Source organism: Mesorhizobium onobrychidis, assembly GCF_024707545.1.
GTDB classification, from domain to species: Bacteria; Pseudomonadota; Alphaproteobacteria; order Rhizobiales; family Rhizobiaceae; genus Mesorhizobium; species Mesorhizobium onobrychidis.
This window is the reverse complement of the sequence record NZ_CP062229.1, coordinates 4,962,833-4,987,371: the sequence shown is the minus strand read 5'-3', so window position 1 is coordinate 4,987,371 and position 24,539 is coordinate 4,962,833. Positions and strand designations below refer to the sequence as shown.

General features: G+C 62.7%; 16 protein-coding genes, 1 tRNA gene and 1 pseudogene. 8 read left to right on the top strand and 10 right to left on the bottom strand.

What is annotated here, in order from left to right; genetic code table 11:
• Window positions 1-16: 16 nt before the first annotated feature.
• The 6 genes from IHQ72_RS24835 to IHQ72_RS24810 are packed head-to-tail and all read right to left on the bottom strand — an operon-like array spanning window position 17 to window position 5,976.
• On the bottom strand, window positions 17-883 hold the full coding sequence (locus tag IHQ72_RS24835) for an RDD family protein (protein ID WP_258117913.1): 867 nt from the start codon (window positions 881-883) through the stop codon (window positions 17-19).
• Window positions 870-1,901, bottom strand: coding sequence for a stage II sporulation protein M (locus IHQ72_RS24830; protein WP_258117912.1), 1,032 nt, complete (start codon window positions 1,899-1,901; stop codon window positions 870-872). Before IHQ72_RS24830 ends, IHQ72_RS24835 begins: the two co-directional genes overlap by 14 nt.
• Window positions 1,898-3,208 (bottom strand): DUF58 domain-containing protein, encoded by a 1,311-nt coding sequence (locus IHQ72_RS24825; protein ID WP_258117910.1) that lies wholly within the window; start codon window positions 3,206-3,208, stop codon window positions 1,898-1,900. The genes IHQ72_RS24830 and IHQ72_RS24825 overlap by 4 nt, the downstream gene beginning before the upstream one ends.
• Window positions 3,205-4,161: an AAA family ATPase gene (locus tag IHQ72_RS24820; RefSeq protein WP_258117908.1), complete on the bottom strand. Its 957-nt coding sequence runs from the start codon at window positions 4,159-4,161 to the stop codon at window positions 3,205-3,207. Before IHQ72_RS24820 ends, IHQ72_RS24825 begins: the two co-directional genes overlap by 4 nt.
• Window positions 4,148-5,353, bottom strand: coding sequence for a DUF4350 domain-containing protein (locus IHQ72_RS24815; protein ID WP_258117906.1), 1,206 nt, complete (start codon window positions 5,351-5,353; stop codon window positions 4,148-4,150). The genes IHQ72_RS24820 and IHQ72_RS24815 overlap by 14 nt, the downstream gene beginning before the upstream one ends.
• Window positions 5,350-5,976 carry a DUF4129 domain-containing protein gene (locus tag IHQ72_RS24810; protein ID WP_258117905.1) on the bottom strand — a complete coding sequence of 209 codons (627 nt, stop codon included), beginning with the start codon at window positions 5,974-5,976 and terminating at the stop codon, window positions 5,350-5,352. Before IHQ72_RS24810 ends, IHQ72_RS24815 begins: the two co-directional genes overlap by 4 nt.
• A gap of 152 nt (window positions 5,977-6,128) precedes the next feature.
• On the opposite strand from IHQ72_RS24810, the gene IHQ72_RS24805 reads away from it, so the two are divergent.
• Window positions 6,129-6,911 (top strand): hypothetical protein, encoded by a 783-nt coding sequence (locus IHQ72_RS24805; protein WP_258117904.1) that lies wholly within the window; start codon window positions 6,129-6,131, stop codon window positions 6,909-6,911.
• 54 nt (window positions 6,912-6,965) lie between these two features.
• Window positions 6,966-7,748, top strand: coding sequence for a hypothetical protein (locus IHQ72_RS24800; RefSeq protein ID WP_258117902.1), 783 nt, complete (start codon window positions 6,966-6,968; stop codon window positions 7,746-7,748).
• A gap of 13 nt (window positions 7,749-7,761) precedes the next feature.
• Here IHQ72_RS24800 and IHQ72_RS24795 read toward each other — a convergent pair whose 3' ends face one another.
• Window positions 7,762-8,061, bottom strand: coding sequence for a hypothetical protein (locus IHQ72_RS24795; RefSeq protein ID WP_258117900.1), 300 nt, complete (start codon window positions 8,059-8,061; stop codon window positions 7,762-7,764).
• Between the two features lie 112 nt (window positions 8,062-8,173).
• On the opposite strand from IHQ72_RS24795, the gene metH reads away from it, so the two are divergent.
• The 3 genes from metH to IHQ72_RS24780 all read left to right on the top strand — a co-directional run bounded on the left by metH (window position 8,174) and on the right by IHQ72_RS24780 (window position 16,180).
• Window positions 8,174-11,983, top strand: a complete 3,810-nt coding sequence (gene metH, locus IHQ72_RS24790) for a methionine synthase (RefSeq protein WP_258117898.1) — start codon at window positions 8,174-8,176, stop codon at window positions 11,981-11,983.
• 245 nt (window positions 11,984-12,228) lie between these two features.
• Window positions 12,229-13,095 carry a class I SAM-dependent methyltransferase gene (locus tag IHQ72_RS24785; protein WP_258117897.1) on the top strand — a complete coding sequence of 289 codons (867 nt, stop codon included), beginning with the start codon at window positions 12,229-12,231 and terminating at the stop codon, window positions 13,093-13,095.
• A 505-nt stretch (window positions 13,096-13,600) separates the two neighbouring features.
• A complete protein-coding gene (locus IHQ72_RS24780) occupies window positions 13,601-16,180 on the top strand; it encodes a bifunctional diguanylate cyclase/phosphodiesterase (protein ID WP_258123925.1) in 2,580 nt (859 codons plus the stop codon).
• A 530-nt stretch (window positions 16,181-16,710) separates the two neighbouring features.
• Here the strand turns inward: IHQ72_RS24780 and IHQ72_RS24775 are convergent.
• A tRNA-Gln gene (locus tag IHQ72_RS24775) sits at window positions 16,711-16,784 on the bottom strand.
• A gap of 343 nt (window positions 16,785-17,127) precedes the next feature.
• Window positions 17,128-18,060, bottom strand: coding sequence for a lysylphosphatidylglycerol synthase domain-containing protein (locus IHQ72_RS24770; protein WP_258117896.1), 933 nt, complete (start codon window positions 18,058-18,060; stop codon window positions 17,128-17,130).
• Window positions 18,061-18,561: 501 nt separating this feature from the next.
• On the opposite strand from IHQ72_RS24770, the gene IHQ72_RS24765 reads away from it, so the two are divergent.
• Together IHQ72_RS24765 and IHQ72_RS24760 are read left to right on the top strand one after the other, a co-directional pair.
• Window positions 18,562-19,941 (top strand): Ppx/GppA phosphatase family protein, encoded by a 1,380-nt coding sequence (locus tag IHQ72_RS24765; RefSeq protein WP_258117894.1) that lies wholly within the window; start codon window positions 18,562-18,564, stop codon window positions 19,939-19,941.
• Window positions 19,938-20,633 carry an RlmE family RNA methyltransferase gene (locus tag IHQ72_RS24760; RefSeq protein ID WP_065008018.1) on the top strand — a complete coding sequence of 232 codons (696 nt, stop codon included), beginning with the start codon at window positions 19,938-19,940 and terminating at the stop codon, window positions 20,631-20,633. The genes IHQ72_RS24765 and IHQ72_RS24760 overlap by 4 nt, the downstream gene beginning before the upstream one ends.
• A gap of 216 nt (window positions 20,634-20,849) precedes the next feature.
• On the opposite strand, the pseudogene IHQ72_RS24755 reads toward IHQ72_RS24760, so the two are convergent.
• A pseudogene (locus IHQ72_RS24755) lies at window positions 20,850-22,268 on the bottom strand (MFS transporter).
• 758 nt (window positions 22,269-23,026) lie between these two features.
• Here IHQ72_RS24755 and guaB point away from each other — a divergent pair.
• A complete protein-coding gene (gene guaB / locus IHQ72_RS24750; RefSeq protein WP_258117883.1) occupies window positions 23,027-24,529 on the top strand; it encodes an IMP dehydrogenase in 1,503 nt (500 codons plus the stop codon).
• Window positions 24,530-24,539: the final 10 nt, after the last annotated feature.

The window sequence follows — 24,539 nt, the reverse complement described above, 5'->3', positions numbered from 1 at the left end:
CAGCCGCCTTTCGGCCCTAACGGTGATGCTTGTCGGCCCTGCGGTTGCCGAGCAGCAGCTTTCGCTCGAGATGCGCCCTGAGATCCCCGTAATAGGCCGTCAGGAACGGGCGGGCGTCATGCGGCTGCGGCGTTGAGCCGATCTTGCGTCCGATCGTTTCCGCTACCGTCCGCAGCGCGAAATAGTCGTCGCGGCGAAGCACTTCCTCCAGCTTGTGCAATTCGGCGATGCCATAGGCATCGAGCTGGGCGTGGCTGAACTGAAAAGTCTTGGCGACCGGATCCTGTCTTGCCGACAGATCCTCCATCAGCGTGCGCTTCGGCGCTTCGACGACCCAGGTTCCCGCCAGGAGGTCGCCAATCCGCAGCCGGTCGCGATTGAAAAGCGGGAACAGAGCGAACAGCAGCGCCCACACCAGTCCGAAAACTGTCGTCAGCGTATCGGCGACGCCCATCCCACTCCGTCCGGCGATAATCGACAGCGGCAGAAAGACTTCGATCTCGCGCATCAGGTTGCGGGCGATGATCTGATCGACCGACAGGCCGGCTCCGTTGCGCGAAGCCACCCTGATGCCGACGATCCGCTTGCCGGGCGTCGACGCGCGCCGGCCCGCCTCGAAGGCGATGAAATAGACGTTGCGCAGAAAAAAGATCGCGATGATCCAGACGATGAAAAGCGGCTGCATTTCATCGGTGCCAAGGCCTCTCACCCCGAACAGCGCGACAATCGTGACCGCGATTGCGGCCGTGGCGATAAACACGACATCGAGCAGGAAAGCGGCAGCCCGTGTGCCGGCGTCGGCCAGCTTTACCTGGAGATCGACACCTTCAGGCGTGATCAGCGAGCGCATTGTCGCCAGCGCGGAGTGTCTAACGGTCGCCATTCCGCACCACCTGGAACAGGTAGAAATAGCCGATCCACAGTGCGAGCATGCCGCCGCCGATGGCATAGCGCGTGACGTCGCTGGTGATCGTCTGCCTGCCGATGCCCTCGAGCAGTCCGGCAAACAGCAGCATGACCGAAACGCCGACCATCGCGGTCGCCGCGACCCGTCCGGCATGGGCCGCTGCCGTCATGCGGGTCAACTCGCCGGGAAAGGCGATGCGCGTGCCGATGCGCATGCCGGCAGCGCCGGCCAGCGCGATGGCGAACAATTCGGTGGTGCCGTGAATGGCCAGCCAGCCGCCAAGTTCCATGCCAAGCCCCTTTGCCCAATAGACTTGGAACAGCGCACCCAGCATGCAGCCGTTGAACAGCATCAGCAGCACCGTCGGCGCGGCGAAGGCAAATCCAAGGGCGAAGGCCAGGATTGCGACCTGGACGTTGTGGGTGAAAAGATAGGCGGCAAAGCCTGAGAGAAAGCCATTGTCGCCATCATAAAGCATCCTGCGCAGCAGCTCGGCCGAAGCGTCGGGGCCACGGCCGGCCGCCAGGCCCGACGGGATGATCGCGTCGAACCAGCCCTTGTCGGACGCTACCAGCCAGGCGCCGGCGCCGATGCCGACAAACATCAGCGCCACCGACACCAGCGTCTCGCGCCACAAGTCGCGGATGGCGCCGGGCCAGTCGTGCAGGAAGAAATCGGCTATGCGCTGCCGTAGTCCGCGGCGTGCCCCATAGAGATAGAAGTAACCTCGCAACGACAGGGATTCGAGATAAGCGATCAGCGCGCTGTCGAGGGATGTCGCTCTCGCCACCGAAAGGGAAGACAATGCCGAACGGTAGAGCAGCGGCAGCGACAGCAGTTCTTCCTCCGACAGCGCCCGCGGCGCGCGTTTCTCGACGCGGGCGAGAAGCGCCTCGAACGCCTTCCAGTCGGCCTCGCGCTCCCGGCGGAAGCTGGCCAGCGACTGGCGTACGGCATCACCGCGTACCGCATCGCCGGGTACTAGCGCGCTCACAACAGATCCTCCCGCTTGAGCTGCAGGTAGTGCTCGACCAGCGCCGGCCCCAGCCTTTGATGGTCGGCTTCGATCACATGCGCACCAAGCAGCCGCAACCGGCCGATAACGACCTGCCTTTCGCGCAAAAGCCCGCCGGCGACGACGGCGCGGGCCACATCCTCGCCGGACAAAGGCGGCATGTCGGCCAAGCTCTCCATCTCGACATCCCTGATCATCATGAACAGCACCAGATGCCGCTCGGTGAGCCGACCGACGGTGCGCAGCATCAATTCCGCGCTGATCGGATCGACGAAGTCGGTGAAGATGATCACCAGCGAGCGTCGGTCGAGCCGCGCCGCAAGCGTGGTTAGCGCCAGGGTGAAATTGGTCTCCTCGTTGGAATAGTCGATCTCCGCCGCCCGCTTCTGGATCATCGCGAAGCTGGCCGACCCGCGCACCGCGCCGCTCGTGACGCGCGGCCGCGCATCGAAGCTGAACAGGCTGACCATGTCGCCGCCCTTGAGCGCAACGAATGCCGACAGCAAGGCGGCCACCACCGCCCGGTCCACCTTCGGCACACCGTCGACCGGCTCGCACATCAAGCGTCCGCTGTCGATCGCCAGCACGATGTTGTTGTTCTCCTCGATGCGGAATTCGCGCGCCAGAAGCCTGCCGTGGCGGGCGCTGCGCTTCCAGTCGATCATCCGCCGGCCCATGCCGGGCTGGTAGTCCTTGAGCGCCTCGAATTCCCGGCCCTGGCCGGCCCGGCGCTGCGCATGCCCGTCGGGCAGCGCGTCGCGCTGCAGCAGCGTGATCGCCTGGTCGCGGGCGCTGCGGACGTCGGGCAACACTGCCACCTTGCTTTCCATCGGCAAGACGGCCTGGTTCCAGACCAGTCCGAACGGCCCGCGCCAGCGCACCCACAGACGATCGAAGCTGGCGATGCCGCGCCGCAGCGCCTGGAACTGAAGAACGAGCGATCCGCCGCCGCTGGTCGGAGCCAGGGGGCCGCCGGTGCCGCCCATCGGCGCCAGGCGCTCATCATGGCCGACGCGCGCCTCCAGGGCCCGCGTCCGGCCTGAAAAACGGGCGGCGACATGAACGGTGAACTGCCCGCCGACGCCGACCTGCGGCGGCGCGTGGAGGCTGGCGTCCAGCGATGCCCGCCCGCGTCCTGCCGCGGCGTCCACCGCCAGGAAGGCGAGGAGCACGCAGATCCACAACAATCCGAGATACCAGAGCGACGGCAGCGCCAGCGCGACCAGGAACGCCGGCACCGCGCCCGCCGCCGCCGTCCACACCGCTCGGCCGCTTGGATAGATCAACGCGGCGCTTCCGTCTGATCGACCAGGTCGGAGACGATCTGCTCGACCAGCCGACCATCGATCTGCGCGGCCGGGGACAGGATGACGCGATGGCGCAGCGCCGGCACCGCCAGCGCCTTGACGTCGTCGGGGATCACATAGGCGCGCCCGTCCAGCGCCGCCCGCGCCCGTGCCGCCCTGGCCAGCATGGCGCCCGCGCGTGGACTGGCGCCAACCTCCAAATCGGCGGTGTCGCGTGTGGCGCGCACCAGCGCCGCGATGTAGCCGACGACGTCGTCGACAAGGGTGACGGAGCCGACGGTTTCGAGCGCCTTCTCCAGTGTCTTGCGGTCCGCCTGGGCCTTGATGCCGTATTGCGCGATGTCGTGCGAGGCGGAGCCGCCGCCATGGTGGATGATGATGGCCCGTTCCTCCTCGGGGCCGGGATAGCTGACCCGGTGCTTGAACAGGAAGCGGTCGAGTTGCGCCTCGGGCAGGGGATAGACACCCTGATGCTCGATCGGGTTCTGGGTCGCGACCACCATGAAGTTGCGGCCCAGCGAATGCGTGGTACCGTCGAAGGTGACCGCATGCTCCTGCATCGCCTCCAGAAGTGCTGCCTGTGTCTTGGGCGGCGTGCGGTTGATCTCGTCGGCAAGCAAAAGGTCGCAGAAGATCGGACCGCGCGTCAGCGTGAACTGTCCGGTCTGGAAATTGTAGATGTTCGATCCGACGATATCGCCAGGCATCAGGTCCGGCGTGAACTGGATGCGCCCGTAGGCGACACCCAGAGCCTGGGCGAAGCAACGCGCGGTCATTGTCTTGGCCGTGCCCGGAGGGCCTTCCAGCAGGATATGCCCGCCGGCGAACAAGGCGATCAGCATCAGGTCGACCGTGTCGTGCTGCCCGGTGATCGCCTTGGCCACTTCTTCCCTGATCCGTGTTGCCAGGGCTTTCACATCATCGACGTTCACCGAGCCTCCTTGCCGTCCAATCGTGCAGCTGTTCCGCTGCCTCGTGCATTTGCGTCAGATTTTTCGCCTCGCCGACGGCTTGCGCACGCGCGGTGAATCCGTCGACCTCGTCCTTATCGCGAGTATCGAGCCAGTGGTCGAGCGCTTCTCCCTGCAGCCCATGCGGCGCTCCCAGCAGTGCGCCGGCGCGTACCCGGATCAAGGCCGCATAACGGCCTCCCAGTTCCTCGAGCCGCCCGGCGCGCCGCAACAGCATCGCCGTCGTATCCACCAGCGCGCGCTTGCCAAAGGCAATAGCGCGCAATTCGGCGCGCGGTGGGCCGAAACGGCCGAGGCCGTGCAGGAAAGCCAGCGCCGCCGCAGCCAGGATCGTCAGTGTCAGCGCCAGAAACGGCGGTTCGACCAACAGCTTGGCAAGGTCGTATTTTCGCCCCGCGCCATGCAGCGTGAGATCGAACATGACCGGGCCCTTTTCGGGTTGCAGCAATGCAATCAGGTCGAGCGCGGCTGCCGCCTTGGCGGAATCCCCAAGCGCGGCGTTGTTGATCAGGTCGGGGTCGGTCAGGACATAGAAAGGCTTGTCGTCCAGTTCGGTGAGCACAGCCTGTTCGTTGCCGGCTGCTATGATTGGACGCTCGTCCGCCACCCACTGCAATTCGTCGGGGGCGGCAACGAGCCGGCCTTCGATGTCGAGTTGCTGCATCGTGCTTTGGCCGACGCCGATCTTTGCATTGGCGATCCGGCCGAGCCATTGGTTCACCACCGCATCGGGCAATCGCCCGAATTTCATGTTCCATCCCTCGTGCTGCTCCAGCGGCAGGGTCTGCCATTTGGGCAGCACGAAGAGGGTATCCTGGTCCTGCCGAAGTTCGAGAATGTGGTCGAGCGCCGCGGGATCGCTCTCGGGCGAAATGGTGACGATCAGCAACATGTCGGTGCCGAGATCGTCCTCGTTTCGTGCCATGGCCGGCGTCTCGCCGGTCAGCCGCATCCATTCCGCCAGGCCGGCATAGCCGACGCCGCTTTTCGACAGCGGCGTGGCGCCGCCGTTGCCGGGTTGCCGGAAGTCGGGAGCATAGGTGGACAGCAGGAAGAAACCCGCTGCCGCAAGCAGGCTGGCGAAAATGCCCCAGAACAGCGTTCTTCGATTGAACGGCTCCTGTGCCGCTGATTCTACAAGCGTCGCGCTCATGTCCAGGCATCCCGGAAGACGAAACGCTCATAGGCGCCGCGTGCCTCCCGCCAGCCTTCGGCGCCGACCGGCCGACGTGCGAACAATGCGGCCTCGACGATGCGTGCGATCTCGGTAAACGCCGCGCGGGGCTTGGCGGGAACCGAAGCAGCAGCGGCGATGTCGCGCGCCGTGAGCGACGGCCGCAGGAAGTCCGGCAGCCGGGCGGCAATATCGGCGACGCTGCGGCGAAGCAGGAGATGGACCGCTTCGTCATAGTCGCCCCGCGCGGCCAGCGCGTCGGCTTCCGACAGCAGGATCTGCGCGGTGCCGGCGTCGGGACGCCATGCTTCCTCCGCCTCGGTGTCGCGCCGCGCGCGCTGCCACGGCAGGTGCCAGGCGACACCTTTCATCTCGAGGAAGACCAAGAGCAGGATGATCGCGGCACCTGATATCACCGCCCCCCAGAACAGATAGATCATGTAGGGACCGAGCGACGACAACAGGTCAAGCAGCGGCTTCAGCCAGTCGGGTGGCTGGGAAGGCACATAGGCCGGCAGGTCGAACTGGATCGACTTATCCGAGATCAGCTGCTCATGCGCTTTTGCCAGCCATTCGGCTTCCGCTGTGCCTGGCTGTGCCACTGCCAACCGCTCCCCTGCAACCTGTGGTTCCCCAGCCGACACTGACAATGCACAACGGCAATTGCAAGTGGACTAGACGCCGACCTCCAATGTTGGCACATTTAATGTGGGGATCACCAGCCGATATGCGGTGACTAAGCGGGGGACGCATCATGGTTTCAACGACATTGGAACGGCCGGACAAGTTTCGCATCGGCAGGGTTTTCAACGACAGCTTTGCTGTCATCAGCCGCAATATCGGTCTGTACCTTGGACTCGCGCTGCTGTTCTCAGGCCTGCCGGCGATAGTTCTCCGACTCTGGACCGAATCGACCTTGAGCGGGACTGCACTGGGCGACCCGACCGCGGTGGCCGATCCTAGTATGATGTTTTGGAATTCTTCCGTCGGCATTGCCGCCGGATTAATATCCTTTATCCTGTCGCTGCTGCTCCAGTCGGCACTCGTGCGGGCGACGATCGAGGATTTGAACGGCAAACGGCCGTCCTTTGGCGACTGCATCCAGATAGCCATCCGATATTTGCTCCCAACCCTGGGGATCGGCCTGCTCGTAGTGCTGGGGGCGGGCCTTGCTTCATTAGCTCTGCTGGTCCCCGGGATCATATTGTGGCTTGGTTGGTCGGTGGCTATTCCGGTTCTGATACAGGAGCGCCTAGGTGTGCTCGGCAGCATGTCGCGCAGCCGCGTCCTGACCAAGGGCAGCCGCTGGGCGCTATTTGGTCTTTTCCTTATCCTTATGATCATCACGATGGTCATTCAGTCGGTGATGGCGGCTATCATTCTCCTGCTAGACGGAATTGTCGCCGATGTGGCGGCAGCCATGCTGTCGACCGTGGTTTCTATGGTGCTGTCGGTAGCCACGGCGGTCAGCTATGTCGAATTGCGTCAGGTGAAGGAAGGCGCCAGTGTCGAAGAGCTGGCGGAAATCTTTTCATAGCGGCAAGGCCGCCTTCATCGCATCAGGATCGGCCTGGACTGGACAGGTTACATCATGTCTTCAGTGACACTGGAACGACCGGACAAGTTTCGCATCGGCAGGGTTTTCAACGACAGCTTTGCTGTCATCAGCCGCAACGCCGTGCTTTGCTTAGGACTTGCGGCATTGTTTTCGGGTTTGCCGACTCTTGTTTTTCAACTTTGGGCGTTGAGACAGGACCCGGCCGTCCCCTTCGACCCGAGCACTTTCGGCGAGCAGAACCTGGTATTCGGCTATACCGCCGTCACGATGGGCGCCGGCCTTGTTTCCTACATCCTGTCGCTGTTGCTCCAGTCATCGCTGGTGCGTGCCACCATCGAGGACCTGAACGGCAAGCAGCCTTCATTCGGTGACTGCATCGCGAAAGCAGTCTCCTTTCTCTTGCCGACGTTCGCCATTGCCCTGTTGGTTGGTTTAGGCGTGGGCCTCGGTTTTATGCTTCTTATCGTGCCTGGCATCATGTTGGCGCTCCGTTGGTCGGTCGCGGTACCGGCACTGGTGCAAGAGCGGCTCGGCGTATTCGGCTCGATGGCGCGCAGCCGCGATCTGACCAAGGGAAGCCGCTGGGCGCTGTTCGGCCTGTTCATTATCCTGATCATTATCGCAATTGCCATCGAGTTGGCGCTCGGCACTGTAGCCGCACTGTTTGGAGGGGGGATAGTGGGTGCTGTGGTGGACGCATTGGTGACGAGTGTAACATCTATGGTGATGTCGATCGCCACCGCGGTCAGCTATGTCGAGTTGCGGCAGGTTAGGGAAGGCACCAGCGTCGACGAACTGGCGGAGATCTTCTCCTGACGCGAGAGGTCGCCTACCACATCATGAACGAAGCGACATCCGCGTCGGAGACCTTGCCTGCGCTCACGTCGGCGATTGCCTGGTCGACGATCGCCGCGCCCTCAGTGACCTCGTCCTCGGTCAGTGTCAGCGGCGGCATGAACTCGAGCACATTGGCCTTCAGCCCGACATAGGTGAAGGCCGCACCCAGTTCGTAACCGCGATAGATGATCTTGGCCGTCGTCGTCGCCGCGACCGGCTCGCGCGTCTTGCGGTCGGGATGTTGTTGAGAGCGGCGGCATCGGCGAAGACAGCGCAAGCGCCGCTGTAGCACCAGCAGGCAGCATTCCCCCGCGGCAGGGGTGACAGCGGCAGACAAGTATCGTATATTGACATAAATATGTCTTTATGTGACTTAAGCGCGACTGTCGCCACGAGGATGGAAAATGTCGCAAAACCCTTCATCGCTCGACGACCTGTTCGGTCCCGTCGCGGCTAAGCCCGACGGTTCGGAAGTCCTTGCGGCCCTGACGGCGGCGGCGCGCGAACGCATCCTCATCCTCGACGGTGCCATGGGCACGCAGATCCAGGGCATGGGCTTCGACGAGAGCCACTTCCGTGGCGACAAATTCGCGGAGTGCGCCTGCCATCAGCAGGGCAACAACGACCTGCTGATCCTGACGCAGCCTAGGGCGATCGAGGAGATTCACTATCAATACGCCATCGCCGGGGCGGACATCCTTGAAACCAACACCTTCTCCTCGACCTCCATCGCCCAGGCGGATTACGGCATGGAGGATGCGGTCTACGCGCTGAACCGCGACGGTGCGCGACTGGTGCGCAGGGCAGCGGTGAGGGCTGAGCAGCAGGATGGCAAGCGGCGTTTCGTGGCCGGCGCGCTGGGGCCGACCAACCGCACCGCCTCGATGTCGCCGGACGTCAACAATCCTGGCTACCGCGCCGTGACATTCGACGAATTGCGCCTCGCTTATGGCGAGCAACTGCGCGGTCTCATCGACGGCGGCGCCGACATCATCCTGATCGAGACCATTTTTGATACGCTGAACGCCAAGGCGGCGATATTCGCGTGCAATGAGATATTCATCGAGAAGGACGTGTATCTGCCGGTCATGATCTCCGGCACGATCACCGACCTGTCCGGCCGCACGCTGTCCGGCCAGACGCCGACGGCGTTCTGGCATTCGGTCCGTCACGCCAACCCGTTCACGATAGGCCTCAATTGCGCGCTGGGCGCCAAAGCAATGCGCGCGCATCTGGACGAAATATCAGGCGTCGCCGACACCTTCACCTGCGCCTATCCGAATGCCGGTCTGCCCAATGAATTCGGCCGTTATGATGAGAGCCCGGAATTCATGGCCGCGCAGATCGAGGATTTCGCGCGCGACGGCCTGGTCAATGTCGTCGGCGGCTGCTGCGGCTCGACGCCGGATCACATCCGCGCCATCGCACAGGCGGTGAAGACATATCCGCCGCGCGCTGTTCCCGCCATCGAACCGAAGATGCGCCTGTCGGGACTCGAGCCGTTCACGCTGACCGACGAGATTCCGTTCGTCAATGCCGGCGAGCGGACCAATGTCACCGGCTCGGCCAAGTTCAGGAAGCTGATCACGGCGGGCGACTATGCCGCCGCGCTCGACGTCGCACGCGACCAAGTCGCGAATGGCGCGCAGATCATCGACATCAATATGGACGAAGGCCTGATCGATTCGAAGAAGGCGATGGTCGAATATCTCAGCCTGATCGCCGCCGAGCCTGATATCGCCCGCGTTCCCGTGATGATCGACAGTTCCAAATGGGAGATCATCGAAGCCGGCCTGAAATGCGTACAAGGCAAGCCGCTGGTGAACTCCATTTCCATGAAGGAAGGCGAGGAAGCGTTCCTGCATCATGCCAGGCTGGTGCGAGCCTATGGCGCTGCGGTGGTCGTCATGGCCTTCGACGAGGACGGTCAGGCTGACACGCAGGCGCGCAAGGTCGAAATCTGCACCCGCGCCTACAAGCTTTTGACCGAGCAGGCCGGATTCCCGCCCGAGGACATCGTTTTCGACCCGAACATCTTTGCCATCGCCACCGGCATCGATGAGCACAACAATTACGGCGTCGACTTCATCGAAGCGACCAGGCAGATCACCGCCACGCTTCCGCACGTCCACATATCGGGCGGCGTGTCGAACCTCTCCTTCTCGTTCCGCGGCAACGAGCCGGTGCGCGAGGCCATGCATGCCGTGTTCCTCTACCACGCCATCCAGGCCGGCATGGACATGGGCATCGTCAACGCCGGACAGCTTGCCGTCTACGACACCATCGATCCGGAATTGCGCGAAGCCTGCGAGGATGTCGTCAACAACCGTCAGCCGACGGGCGGCGGCACGGCGACCGAACGCATGCTGGAACTCGCCGAACGTTTCAAGGGCACGGCGGGCAAGGAGGCGCAGGAACGCGATCTCGCCTGGCGCGACTGGCCGGTCGAGCAGCGCATTTCGCACGCACTGGTCAACGGCATCACCGAATTCATCGACCAGGACACGGACGAAGCACGACGTGCCGCCGAGCGCCCGCTGCATATCATCGAAGGTCCTTTGATGGCAGGAATGAATGTCGTCGGCGACCTGTTCGGCGCAGGAAAAATGTTCCTGCCGCAAGTGGTGAAATCCGCCCGCGTCATGAAGCAGGCCGTTGCCGGCCTGCTTCCGCACATGGAGGCGGAGAAGCTGGCGAACGCCGCCAACGGTGTTGACACCGGCGAGCGCCAGACCGCCGGAAAGATCCTGATGGCGACGGTGAAGGGCGATGTGCACGACATCGGCAAGAACATCGTCGGCGTGGTTCTGGCCTGCAACAATTACGAGATCATCGACCTCGGCGTCATGGTGCCGGCGGCGAAGATCCTGCAGACGGCGCGCGAGCAGCAGGTCGACATCATCGGCCTATCCGGCCTGATCACGCCCTCGCTCGATGAGATGGTGCACATGGCCGCCGAGATGGAGCGCGAAGGTTTTGACATTCCGCTGCTGATCGGCGGCGCGACGACCAGCCGCGTGCATACGGCGGTAAAAATCCATCCGCGCTATATCAGGGGCCAGACGGTCTACGTCACCGATGCCAGCCGCGCGGTCGGGGTGGTATCGGCACTGCTGTCGAACGAGACCAGGGGCGGCTATGTCGACAATGTTCGTGCCGAGTACAAAAAGGTTGCCGATGCGCATGCGCGCAGCGAAGCCGACAAGCAGCGCTTGCCGCTCGCCAAGGCGCGGGCCAACGCCCACAGGATCGACTGGTCGGCCTACGCGCCGCCGAAGCCGTCCTTCCTCGGCCTGAAAGTCTTCGAAGGCTGGGATCTGGCCGAGCTCGCGCGCTATATCGATTGGACGCCGTTCTTCCAGACCTGGGAGCTGAAGGGGCGTTACCCGAAAATCCTCGACGACGAGGCGCAAGGACCGGCGGCACGCCAGCTCTTCGAGGACGCCCAGGCGATGCTGGCCAAGATCATCGCGGAAAAATGGTTCGCGCCGAAGGGGGTCATCGGCTTCTGGCCGGCGAATTCCGTCGGCGACGACATCAGGCTGTTCACCGACGATAAGCGCTCGCAGGAGCTGGCGACCTTTTTCACGCTGCGCCAGCAGCTGACCAAGCGCGACGGCAAGGCGAATGTCGCCCTCTCGGATTTCGTCGCACCTGCCGACAGTGGCAGGGCCGACTATCTCGGCGGCTTCATCGTTACCGCCGGCATCGAGGAAGCAGCGATCGCCGAGCGCTTCGAGCGGGCCAACGACGACTATTCGTCGATCATGGTCAAGGCCTTGGCCGATCGTTTCGCCGAGGCCTTCGCCGAGCGTCTGCACGAACGCGTGCGCAAGGAGTTCTGGGCCTATGCGCCGGATGAGGATCTGGCGCCGGACGAACTGATCGGCGAACCCTATCGCGGCATTCGCCCGGCGCCCGGCTATCCGGCGCAGCCCGACCACACCGAGAAAGCGACGCTGTTCCGCCTGCTCGACGGCGAGCGCAACGCCGGCGTCAGCCTGACCGAAAGCTTTGCGATGTGGCCGGGCTCCTCCGTGTCCGGCATCTACCTGTCGCATCCCGAAAGCTATTATTTCGGCGTGGCCAAGGTCGAACGCGACCAGGTCGAGGATTACGCGCGCCGCAAGGCCATGCCGCCCGCCGAGGTCGAGCGCTGGCTCGGCCCTATACTCAACTATGTGCCGGCGCAGGGACTTGACGCAGCCGCGTGAAATCGCGTCGCGAGGCTGATAGGGCGAGGAGCCGGCACCTCCAAGACAGCAGCCTTGTCCTGATTGCGCGCTCGTTCTGCACAGACACGTGATTGGCACGTCCGCCTTGGCCAGGGCGGTGGTGAGCCTGGCCTGCAGCGGTGGTGCACCGGCCCCGCCTCGGATTGACGCGCGATCCTTTAGCTGCAAAGTATATTAACGTTCTGTTTACCAAATGTTGGTCGCGGCAGGACTTGGGGGACAATTTGGAACCGTTTCTGGGTGCGAACCGCCTAAATTGGGATGATCGGGCCGAACTGCATTCGACCGACACCACGGGCAGCTACCACATCGAAAATGTACTGGCAGGCGGATCCAATCTCTATGAGCTGGAAACGCGCGAGGTCGGTGATATCATCGGCAAGGATATCGTCCATTTGCAATGCCATATCGGGCTCGACACAATCAGCTTGAAGAATCTGGGTGCGGGCAGCGTGACCGGCCTCGACTTTTCACCGACCGCGATCGCGGCGGCACGGGATTTCGCTGCGAAGGCAGGCACGGATGTACGTTTCGTGGAAGCGCCACTGTTCGAGGCAGTCGAAGCGCTCGGCCGAACCTTTGACATCGCTTACGTTACCTGGGGTTCGGTAAACTGGCTGGACGACGTGTTCCGCTGGGCGAGGGTGGTTGCCGATCTCCTGCGGCCCGGCGGCCGGCTCTATCTGGCCGAGGGCCACCCGTTGATGTTCCAGTGTGACCGCAAGGCAGCGGCGCTGGCGTTCAAGCACGACTGGCGAACGCCAATAGCTCGACCCCTCGCGTGGAACGAGGAACGGACCTATACCGGCGACGACCGCATCTTGAAACATCCGCGCTACTATGAGTGGATTCATCCGGTCAGTGACGTGGTGAACGCGTTGATTGCAGCTGGGCTGACGCTTGATTTTCTCAATGAGCATGACACGGTTTCGTGGCAGCACTTTTCATTTGCCGTGCGGGCCGGCAAGGATATGTACGGCTTGCCTGAGAACTCTCCCAAGATCCCAATGGCCTATTCCATTGGCGCGACGAAGCGTAGCGTCGGCAAGATACCATACCTTGTTACTCCCAAGACGATTGAGGGCCACTAATCCCGCTATTGATCCAGTTTTGCATTGTCATTGCGGAGTTATGTTCTTCCGAGGTCTACGCATGATGATGTTCGGATCCGGCGCCTCAAATTGTGCAACGGCGCTCGCCGTGTCCGCGATCTTGCGAGCAAGCCGCTAGTCAGCATTTTTTCATGTCGATCCGCTTCGCGGTCGCGCAGCGGCGGACCATCGATCCCCCATAGGCTCCCCAGAATTGCTCGAACGGTAGTTTCGACACCATAGCTGGCGTCGGTCACGGCAAGCAGATCCAAGATATCAAGCGGAGCCGCAGGTCCGTTCCAGCACTCCGGTGCCAGCGATCGAAAAGTGCAAAAGTTTTAGGACCCGTGAAGGTCAAAATTAAATACTTGAAAGCTAATATTCCATCGTCGGGTCGACCAGAGAATTCGACTGGCAGCTGAGGAATCGCTTATTGGCTCTTTTCCGCGCTAGGTTCGGCGGTGTTAAGAAGGCTGTTTTTTCGTCGGCAAATATTCCGGCGGCAATGGCCGTTCTGGTTATTGCCATTAGCGCAGTATTTGCGGACCACCAGAACAAAGTCGTTTCGGACCAAGCCGCCCGTGCGGATGTCCTGGCCAAGGTCAATCTTATCCGCGCCAAGCTCGAAGGTAACATCAACGGAAACCTTCAACTCGTGCAGGGACTGGTCGCGGCGGTCGTGACTGAGCCCTATATGGAGCAGCAACGCTTCGCCTCGCTCGCGAGTAACCTGTTTGGCGGGGACTCGCAATTGAAGAACATTGCCGGCGCGCCCGATCTGGTTATCTCCCTGATGTACCCGATGAAGGGCAACGAGAAGGCGATGGGCCTCGACTACCGCAAGGACGAGTGGCAGCGTGCGGGCGCGCTAAGGGCGCGAGACGAGCGCAAGCTCATTCTTGCCGGTCCCGTCAACTTGAGGCAGGGAGGGCAAGGCTTCGTCGGTCGTATTCCGGTCTTTGTACGGCGTGCGGGCAACACTGAAAGGTTCTGGGGCATCATTTCGGCCGTTGTCGACGTGCAGCGCCTTTATAAGGCGAGCGGCCTGCTTGACGATGATCTCGGGATTGACATAGCGCTGATCGGCAAGGACGCTCTCGGTTCAGGTGGAGAACAATTCTTCGGCAATGAGGGCGTCGTCAAAAGCGATCCGGTGACGGCCGAAATTCTGCTCCCGTCCGGTTCATGGCGGATCGCAGCCATTCCCAAGAACGGCTGGCCTTCGACGCCCGACAACGCGTGGTTCTTGCGCGCAATCATGGCGGTGGCCGGGGCGCTGGTCGTGATCCCCTTCCTGGTTACAGGTCGCCTGATTGGCGAGAGACAGCGCAACTATGCGGAACTGCGTCGATTGTCGAGGCGCCTGGAACTCGCTCTGGAAGCGTCGGCTATTGGCGTTTGGGAACACGATCTCGCGACCAACGAACTTACGTGGGATGATCGCGTCAATGAAATATACGGCAAACCAACCGGGGAGCGCCGCGGCTACCCGGACTGGGCGGGAGCAATCCACCCGCATGATTTGGCTGGCGCCAACGCAGATTTCGACAGTGCGGTGGCCGGCGGCGGACCATATTTGTCGGAGTACCGGATTATTCGTTCGGATGGCGAGATTCGTCATGTTCGATCCAAGGCGATTATCTATCGAGTCGCGAACGACACCCCGAAAATGATTGGCGCGGAATGGGATGTGACAGCCGATGTCCTGCTGAACAAGGATCTGGTTCGCGCAAAACAGCTTTCCGAGTCGAAAAATGCCGAACTCGAGTTGGCCAAGGCGCGCATAGAGCACATTGCGCTTCACGATTCGCTGACCGGTTTGCCCAACCGGCGTTACCTCGACCAGGTGCTGGAAGATTACGCAGCCAACGCCAGGCGCTCCGGCGGGTATGCGGCACTGCTTCACATAGATCTGGACCGGTTCAAGCACATCAACGATACGCTTGGCCACGCCGCAGGTGACGCAATGCTTGTTCACGCGTCAACTGTCCTCCGATCCAAGGTCGATGGTGAGGGATTTGTCGCTCGCATCGGAGGAGACGAATTCATCGTCCTGTGTGTGGTGCATGACGATATCAAGCAACTGGCGCTGCTCGCTGACCGCGTCATCAGCCAGATGCGCGAGCCCGTCTACTATAAGGGCCATCGATGCCGTTTTGGTGTGAGCGTGGGAATTGCAGCTGATAACGGAAAAGATATCGAAGCCAAACACCTGCTGGTTAACGCTGACATCGCGCTTTATCGGGCAAAGAGGCGTGGGCGCAATCGATACGAATTCTTCACTGAGGCGATGCAAAGCGAAATCGTCGACACAAAACGGATTGCCGACGAAATTCTCGGCGGCCTTGAGCGCAACGAGTTCATTCCCTTCTACCAGCCGCAATTTGACGCAAAAACGCTCGAAATTGTTGGGGTTGAGGCGCTGGCGCGATGGAGACACCCGGAGAAGGGTATTTTGGCGCCCGATGTCTTCCTGAGGACTGCGGAAGAACTGAATGTCGTCTCGATCATCGATCGAACCATACTGGAGCAATCTATTTTTGATTTCGAAGCATGGTCTGCTGCGAATATTCGCATTCCGCGGGTATCAGTCAATGTTTCGGCACGGCGTCTTCAAGATGACGAACTCATAAAGAGTCTGACGAAACTAAATATTAGGAAAGGAACGGTTTCGTTCGAGCTTGTTGAGTCAATTTTCCTTGACGAAAATGATGATTTTGTTACCTGGAATGTTGAGCAGATAAAAGAACTCGGCATCGATGTAGAAATAGACGATTTTGGTACTGGTTATGCCTCTATAGTCAGCTTGCTCAAGCTGCAGCCTCGCCGGCTGAAGATAGATCGCCAGCTGGTCATCCCAATTGTCAAATCGCCGCAACGAAGGCAGGTCGTCTCGTCGATCATTGAAATCGGCAAGTCCCTTGGTATCGAGGTCGTGGCGGAAGGTGTCGAGACGATGGAGCACGCACGGATACTTAAGAGCCTGGGCTGCGACATACTGCAGGGTTATGCCTTCGGGCAGGCGTTGGATTCCGACGGACTAAAGGCCTTTGTTCGATCTCGACGTCTGCGCGCGGTCAGCTAACTGCCAGACGCCGCCTCGGGGCCTCCGGCAGGGAAGCGGCTCGATCGAAGTTCGCACCACTACAGACGCTGCCTGCAGCGGTGTGTGACTGGCTTGGTGCGTGAATCTGTCTTTCGACGGGTTCAGTCTCGGCGATGGATTCGCATCTCGATGATGTTGCTGTCGACCAGCGACTGCACTCCCGCGCTTCCGATGCCTGAAGAGTATTCCCAGTGGCATGGGAGGACGAAGCGACCCGGGCGAATACACCTTCAACGTAGGCATCTGGGCATTCGCCGATTACTGCGGCGTCGACGAAGGCCACGAGGTTGTAGAGCATGCGGAAATAGTGGCCAAGCTCTGTGTTGTGCTCCTCGTAAAAGGATTCGCACGACGCTGATCCATGTTGCAGTCGTGTTGCGCTGACAGCAAGGGGAGGGGCCGGGACATGCCCGGAAAGGAAGGTTTAACGCAATAGGACGCGAAAACCCATGCAACACGCCCCCATCATGGCGACGCTAACTAACTGCCTATTTGATTGAGTAAATAACTGGCTGGGGAACCTGGATTCGAACCAGGACTAACGGAGTCAGAGTCCGTGGGTCTACCGTTAACCTATTCCCCAGCAGGCGCGGTTGAAGAAAACCGCGCGCGCAGGGCGACGATGTCGCCGCGCGTGCCTTGTAGCCGCCGCCGGAAAATAGTCAAGCCTGCCCAGGCATTTCAATCGGCGCGATTGCTTCAGGTTTTGACTTGCCCTCACTCTTGCCCATTCCGGGGCGAGCCGCTTGTCTCGTGGGCTCTCCCTTCTCCCCTTGTGGGAGAAGGTGGCCGAGCGAAGCTCGGTCGGATGAGGGGTGTTCCAGCTTGGCATCGCCGCGTTCCGTCCAACACCCCTCATCCGGCTCGGCGCTGCGCGTCGATCCACCTTCTCCCACAAGGGGAGAAGGAAGAAGGGGCGGTGCCCCTCAATTCTCACCCCGCCCGAGCTGCGAGTGCTCAAAATACAGCACCACGCCGAGCGCGATCAGCAGCGGGATGATCAGGTAGAACAGCCGGAACACCAGCAGCGCCGCCAGCACGCCGACCGGGTCCATATGCGAAAGCCCGGCGAGAAACACGACCTCGAACACGCCGAGCCCGCCCGGCGCGTGCGAGATCTGGGCGATCGAGAACGACACCAGGAAGACGCCGAGCACGACGAAATAGCCGGGATTGCCTGATACGGGCAGGGCGAAGAAGATGATCGCCGCCGCCGCCAGCAATTCGATCGGGCCGATCAGCAATTGCCGCGCGACGATTGGCAGCGCCGGATAGTGGATCTGGAAGCTGCCGATCTTCAGCGGCCTGAGATGCAGCCAGCTGCCGAAGACATAGGCAGCCACCAGCAGCAGCATCGCGACGCCCGCGGCCATGGTCAGACCATGGTGTGGTACGCCGGAGAACCGGTCGATGATTTCAGGCTCGAAGACCAGCACGAGGCCGGAGACGAGGATCGTCGACAGCACGAAGGTAATCCAGCAGATCGCCACCAGAATGCCGACATCCTGTCCGATCAGCCCCCTGGTTCCGTAGGCGCGGTAGCGGATCACCGCGCCTGAAAATACCGAGCCGCCGATATTGTGCGACAGCGCGTAGGTGGTGAAGGAGCACAGGGTGACGAACAGCCAAGAGACTCGTCTGCCAATATGCAGGAGCGCGATGTGGTCGTAGCCGGCCAGCGACGCATAGGCGATGACCGAGCTCAGCGCGGCGAGCACCCAGCCGCGGGCAGGGATGGCGACGATGCCGTCCCAGACGTCGTCGAGCGAAATACCGCGCAGCTCGTGCAGCAGCAGCCACAGCGAGAAGACGACCGCCGCGATGCCGACGACCGGCCAGAAATAGCGCCTCCAATTCATGGCGTGACGATCATGCGTTGCAGCCCCGTTGCCCTTTTCCGGTTCGCGTCAGGAAAACTGCCCGCAATTCCGAATGTTTCCATTCCCGCCATTTCAGAAATGCCTTATCGAAGCCGGCTATTCAACCGGCAAGGCGCGCTGCGGAGGGAGAAGGAAAGGCTGGCGATCCTTCGCGCCCCCCTCTGTCCTGCCGGACATCTCCCCCACTTGGGGGGAGATCGGCCGTCACCGCCGCTTTCGCCAATCCCCACCGTCGCAGAAACCGGCGGAGCGCCAAAGCTGCCAATCTCCCCCTTGTGGGGGAGATATCCGGCAGGACGGAGGGGGCGCTGTCCCGCCATGATCGGGCCGAGCGGAGCGCGAGACAATGCCGCCGGCAAAATTCGGCCCCTGCGCTCTTGGTGATCCGGCGCGGCGCTGCTAATCTGTCGGCAACTTAGAACACATGAAAGCGCCTGCTGCGTCCGGTCTCCGGTTCGCGCGGCGCCGGAAGGAACTGAAGTGGAAGACCACGACACCGGCGCCGGCGCGCCGGAAGTGGGCGTGTCCAGGGCTTCGCCGCCGCCTTCAGGCCAGGCAAGCCCACCCGCCGGCTGGCAGAATGGCCGCCCGGTGCAGGCTTGGTCCGGTCATGGACCGGCAGGCGACGCGTCCCAACATCAAAATGGCCAGCAGAAGGCCAAGACCAGGAAGCGGCGAAAACGTCGGCGCGGCCGCAAGGTCTTTGTGCGCGATGACGCTCACCTCGCAGCGGCCGGACTGTCGGCGCCCGTCGCCATCGGCGCGCCACCCAGCCGTCCGCCCGAGGCGATTGTCGCGCCTTCGCCCTCAGCTGTGCCAAGCAGGCCGGAGCAGGATGTCCGCCGCCCGCCGCTGCAGGAGCTGCCGGTGTTTGCCGCGCTTGACCTAGGCACCAACAATTGCCGGCTGCTGGTGGCGGTGCCGACGCGGTACGGCCAGTTCCGCGTCATCGACGCCTTCTCGCGCATCGTCAGGCTGGGCGAGGGCCTCACCGCCAATGGCCGGCTTGGGCAGCCGGCGATGGACCGAGCGGTCGAGGCGCTGAAGATCTGCGGCGACAAATTGCGCAGCCGCAAGATCAGGAAGGCCCGGCTGATTGCCACCGAGGCCTGCCGCACGGCCGCAAACGGCGCCGACTTCCTCGACCGCGTCGAGCGGGAGGCCGGATTGAAGCTTGAGATCATCGACCGCCAGACCGAGGCGCGGCTGGCGGTTTCGGGCTGCGGCTCGCTGGTCGACCGCGACACGCAAGGCGTCGTCCTGTTCGACATCGGCGGCGGCTCCTCGGAAATCGCGCTGATCGATCTCACCGGCCACCGCTCGCCGAGGCTCGCCAACCACATCGTCTCCTGGACGTCGCTGCCGGTCGGCGTGGTCTCGCTGGCCGAGCGCTTCGGCGGCCGCGCCGTCACCCGCGAGATCTTTGCCGCCATGGTCGAGGATGTGGCTGTGCGCCTGCACGCCTTCGACGGGCGCGACCGGCTGAGCCATGTGCTCGCCAGCCCAAAATTTCACCTGCTCGGCACCTCGGGCACGGTGACGACGCTGGCCGGCGTCCACCTTGACCTGGAACGCTACGACCGCCGCCGGGTTGACGGGCTGTGGATGGACCGCGACAGCGTCGACCGCATGGTCGAAAAACTGGTCGGCTGGGATTTCCAGCAGCGCGTCGCCAATCCTTGCATCGGAGCCGATCGCGCCGATCTGGTGCTGGCCGGCTGCGCCATCCTGGAAGCGATCCGCGCGGTGTGGCCGTCGGAGAGGCTGCGCGTCGCCGACCGCGGCCTGCGCGAGGGCATATTGAGCGAATTGATGGCTGACGACGGCGTCTGGCGCAACAATGGGCGTGGCAGGCAATGACCAAGAAACCGGAAAAACCAGGCTCTGCCGGCATTCGTGTGCTGAAGACGCGGATCAAGAAGAAAAGCGGCCTGAAGGAATCGTCGCGCCGCTGGCTGCAGCGTCACATCAACGATCCCTATGTCCAGCGCTCCAAGGCCGACGGCTACCGTTCGCGCGCGGCTTACAAGCTGATCGAGATCGACGACAAGCACCATCTGCTCAAGCCCGGCATGAAGGTCATCGACCTTGGTGCGGCACCCGGCGGCTGGTGCCAGGTCGCCGCCGCGCGCACGAAATCGACGGCCGAACATCCGCATGTCGTCGGCATCGACTATCTGGAGATGGATGCGGTGCCCGGCGCGCCGGTGTTGTTGATGGATTTTCTCGACCCGCAGGCGCCGGAAAAGCTCGCCGAAACGCTGGGCGGCCAACCTGACATTGTGCTCTCCGACATGGCGGCGCCGACCACCGGCCATCGCCGGACCGATCACATCCGCACCATGTATCTGTGCGAGGTGGCGGCCGATTTCGCCCTGTCGGTGCTCAAGCCGGGCGGCCATTTCCTCGCCAAGACCTTTCAGGGCGGCGCCGAAAACGAGCTGCTCGCCAGGCTCAAGCAGAATTTCCGCTCGGTCCATCACGTCAAGCCGCCGGCCTCGCGGGATGAGTCGGTCGAGCTTTATCTGCTGGCGAAGGATTTTAAGGGTTAGCGTCTTTTCCTTCTCCCCTTGTGGGAGAAGGTGGCCTCGCCCACGGGTCTTGCCTCCGGCAAGCCCGAGGACAGGCTCCGCGAGGTCGGATGAGGGGTGTTCCAGCTTGGCAACACGCTTGCAGTTTTCGTCGCCTCGTTTCTTCCAACACCCCTCATCCGTCTCGGCGCTGCGCGCCGATCCACCTTCTCCCACAAGGAGAGAAGGGAAGGAGCCTCAACTCCCCGGTGGACCCACCCCCAGCGTCTTCGGCGTAGTCAGCCCGCCATATCCCGATACGGCGTTGCCGGCGTCCGGCGCCAGCCGCATGAACGACAGCGATGCGGCGGCCGACACGGCCGCGACGATGAAGAACGCGATGTGGAAGTCGCTCAGCGTCAGCGGCCCGCCATGGATTGCCGTCGACACTTCCAGGATGCCGCCTGCCAGCGCCACGCCGAGCGCGATCGACAGCTGCTGGAACACCGCGGCGATCGGCGTTGCCCTGCTGGTGTCGGCGGTCGAAATCTCGGCATAGGCTAGCGCGTTGATGCCGGTGAAGAACATCGAGCGGATGAAGCCGCCGGCAAGCAGGGCGGCGAGGATCAGCAGATAGGGCGTGTCGGGCGTGAACAAGCCGTTGATGGCGATCGACGCCGCCGCGATCAGCGAGCCGAAGATCAGCACGCGGCGGAAGCCGGCGACCCTGAAGATCAGCGCCGTGACGAATTTCATGCCGATGGCGCCGACCGCCGCCACGAAGGTGATCATCCCCGACTGGAACGGCGTCAGCCCGAAGCCGATCTGGAACATCAGCGGTAAAAGGAAAGGCACGGCGCCGATGCCGATGCGGAACAGCCCGCCGCCGAGGACCGAGGCGCGGAACACCTAGTTACGGAACAGGTCGAGCGCCAGCAGCGGATTCCTGGCGCGGCGCGCATGCAGGAGGTAAAGCACCGCCGACACCAGCCCGACAGCCACGGTGAGAAAGCCGGCAATCGGCGGCAAAGCGGGCAGGCTGACCACCGACAGGCCGAATACGATGCCCGATGCCGCCAACCCGCTCAGCACGAAGCCGATGAAGTCGAGCTGCGGCGTCTGCGCCGGCCCGGTGTCCGGCAGGAAGCGCGTTGCGAGCCAGATGCCGATCAGCCCAATCGGCACATTGATCAGGAAGATCCAGTGCCAGGTGAAATAGGTGGTGATGAAGCCGCCAACCGGCGGACCGACGAGCGGCCCGACCAGCGCTGGGATGCTCAGCCAGGACATGGCGGCGACAAGCTCGCTTTTCGGCGTGGCGCGCACCAGCACAAGGCGTCCCACCGGCGTCATCATGGCGCCGCCAATGCCTTGCAGGAAGCGCGACATCACGAAAGCCGGCAGCGAATTGGACACCGCGCAAGCGACCGAACCGACGATGAACACGGCGATCGCCGCGCGAAACACGTTCTTGGCGCCGAAGCGGTCGGCCATCCAGCCGCTGATCGGAATGAACACCGCCAGCGACACCAGATAGGCGGTCAGCGCCAGCTTGAGCGCGACCGGGCTGGTCTGGAGGTCGATGGCGATCGCCGGCAGCGACGTTGCGATAACGGTCGAATCCATGTTTTCCATGAAAAGAGCGACCGCCAGGATAAGCGGAATGGTGCGGTTCATGGAGCGCGTCCGGATTTGAATGTTGCGCCGTCGATTGCCGGGTCCAGGGGGCAAGCCGGCAGGCAGGGCGGTTACCACGGCTTAGGTCGGATGTCGCCTTACTTTGCCGTCACATTTGTGCGACCAGGGCAGCGGTGCCAGTCCGGAGCCCTGCGAAGAATGGCGCCGAAACAAAAAACCCGCCTCGCGGCGGGTCGTTGGCGCAATCAGCACCATGAATAAATTCCTAGCATAACTGCCGTCACAAAGCAAGGGATTCGCGAGCCCGCGTCCGGGATAATCGCTTCGGACTTGCCAAGACCTGGGTTCCTCGCCCACCGCGAAGCGGGGGAGAGGTGGCCGCCCACGGGTCTTGCCTTTGGCAAGCCCGAGGACAGGCTCCGCGGCCGGAGAGGGGGCTTTCGTAGGGCGCGGTTCCCCCTCTCCGTCTCGGCTTCGCCGAGCCACCTCTCCCCCACTTTGCGTGGTGGCGAGGAACCCAACCTGGAATGAAGCCGCGATCTTTCTGTCCTGCCGGACATCTCCCCCGCAAGGGGATGCCGCTTCGGCTTCCGCCAATCACCAGCGGCGAACTCCGGTAGCCGATCCGTCACCGCGAAAGGGCATTAAGCTGAGTTCGCAGCGCTGTCGTGCACAAGCAATCGGCTTTTCATCGGCGACGGGACGTGTTACGAGCCAGCGCCAATCCTGAAAGGGAAGAAGACGAGTCGGCGCTGTCCATCCGGTCCAGCGCTTTTCATGCATTCCGAGGGCTGGCCATGGCAAAGATTATCGAAACGTCCACGGGCGCATTGGCGCTGACCTTTGACGACGTGCTGCTTCAGCCGGGTCATTCCGAGGTTATGCCCGGCGAGACCGATATCCGCACCCGCATTGCCGGCGACATCGACCTCAACGTGCCGATCCTGTCCGCCGCCATGGATACAGTCACCGAGGCGCGTCTGGCCATCGCCATGGCCCAGGCCGGCGGCATCGGCGTCATCCACCGCAATTTCTCGCCGGCCGAACAGGCCGAGCAGGTGCGGCAAGTCAAGAAATTCGAATCCGGCATGGTGGTCAACCCCGTCACCATCGGCCCCGACGCGACGCTCGCCGACGCCCTGGGGCTGATGCGCACCTACAGCATCTCGGGCATTCCCGTGGTCGAGAATGGCGGCGCTGGCGGGCACACGGTCGGCCGGCTGGTCGGCATCCTGACCAACCGCGACGTGCGCTTCGCCTCCGACCCGGCGCAGAAGGTCTATGAGCTGATGACCCGCGACAACCTGATCACGGTCAAGGAGAACGTCGATCAGGACGAGGCCAAGCGGCTCCTGCATCAGCACCGCATCGAAAAGCTGGTCGTGGTCGATAGCGACGGCAATTGCGTCGGGCTAATCACCGTCAAGGACATCGAGAAGTCGCAGCTCAATCCGCACGCCACAAAGGACGTGCAGGGGCGCTTGCGCGCGGCGGCCGCCGCCAGCGTCGGCGATGACGGTTTTGAGCGCGCCGAGCGGCTCATCGATGCCGGCGTGGACCTTCTGGTGATCGACACCGCGCATGGTCACTCGCAACGTGTGCTCGATGCGGTGACGCGGGCCAAGAAACTCTCCAATTCGGTCCGCATCCTGGCCGGCAACGTCGCCACATCAGAAGGCACGCTGGCGCTGATCGATGCCGGCGCCGACGCCGTCAAGGTCGGCATCGGACCGGGTTCCATCTGCACCACCCGCATCGTCGCCGGCGTCGGCATGCCGCAGCTTTCGGCGATCATGTCGGCGGTCGAGACGGCGCAAAAGTCGGGCGTCTCGGTCATTGCCGACGGCGGCATCAAATATTCCGGCGATCTCGCCAAGGCGCTCGCCGCCGGCGCCAGTGCCGCCATGATCGGCTCGCTGCTGGCCGGCACCGACGAAAGCCCGGGCGAAGTCTATCTGCACCAGGGCCGCTCGTTCAAAGCCTATCGCGGCATGGGCTCGGTCGGCGCCATGGCGCGCGGCTCCGCCGACCGTTATTTCCAGGCCGAGGTGCGCGACACGCTGAAACTGGTGCCGGAAGGCATCGAAGGGCAGGTGCCCTACAAAGGACCTGTGTCCGGCGTGCTGCACCAGCTTGCCGGCGGCCTGAAAGCCGCTATGGGCTATGTCGGCGGGCGCGATCTTGCCGATTTCCGCGATCGCGCCACCTTTGTACGCATATCCAACGCCGGACTTCGTGAAAGCCACGCCCATGACGTCACGATCACCCGCGAAAGCCCGAATTACCCCGGCGGAGCCTAACCAGCTCGCA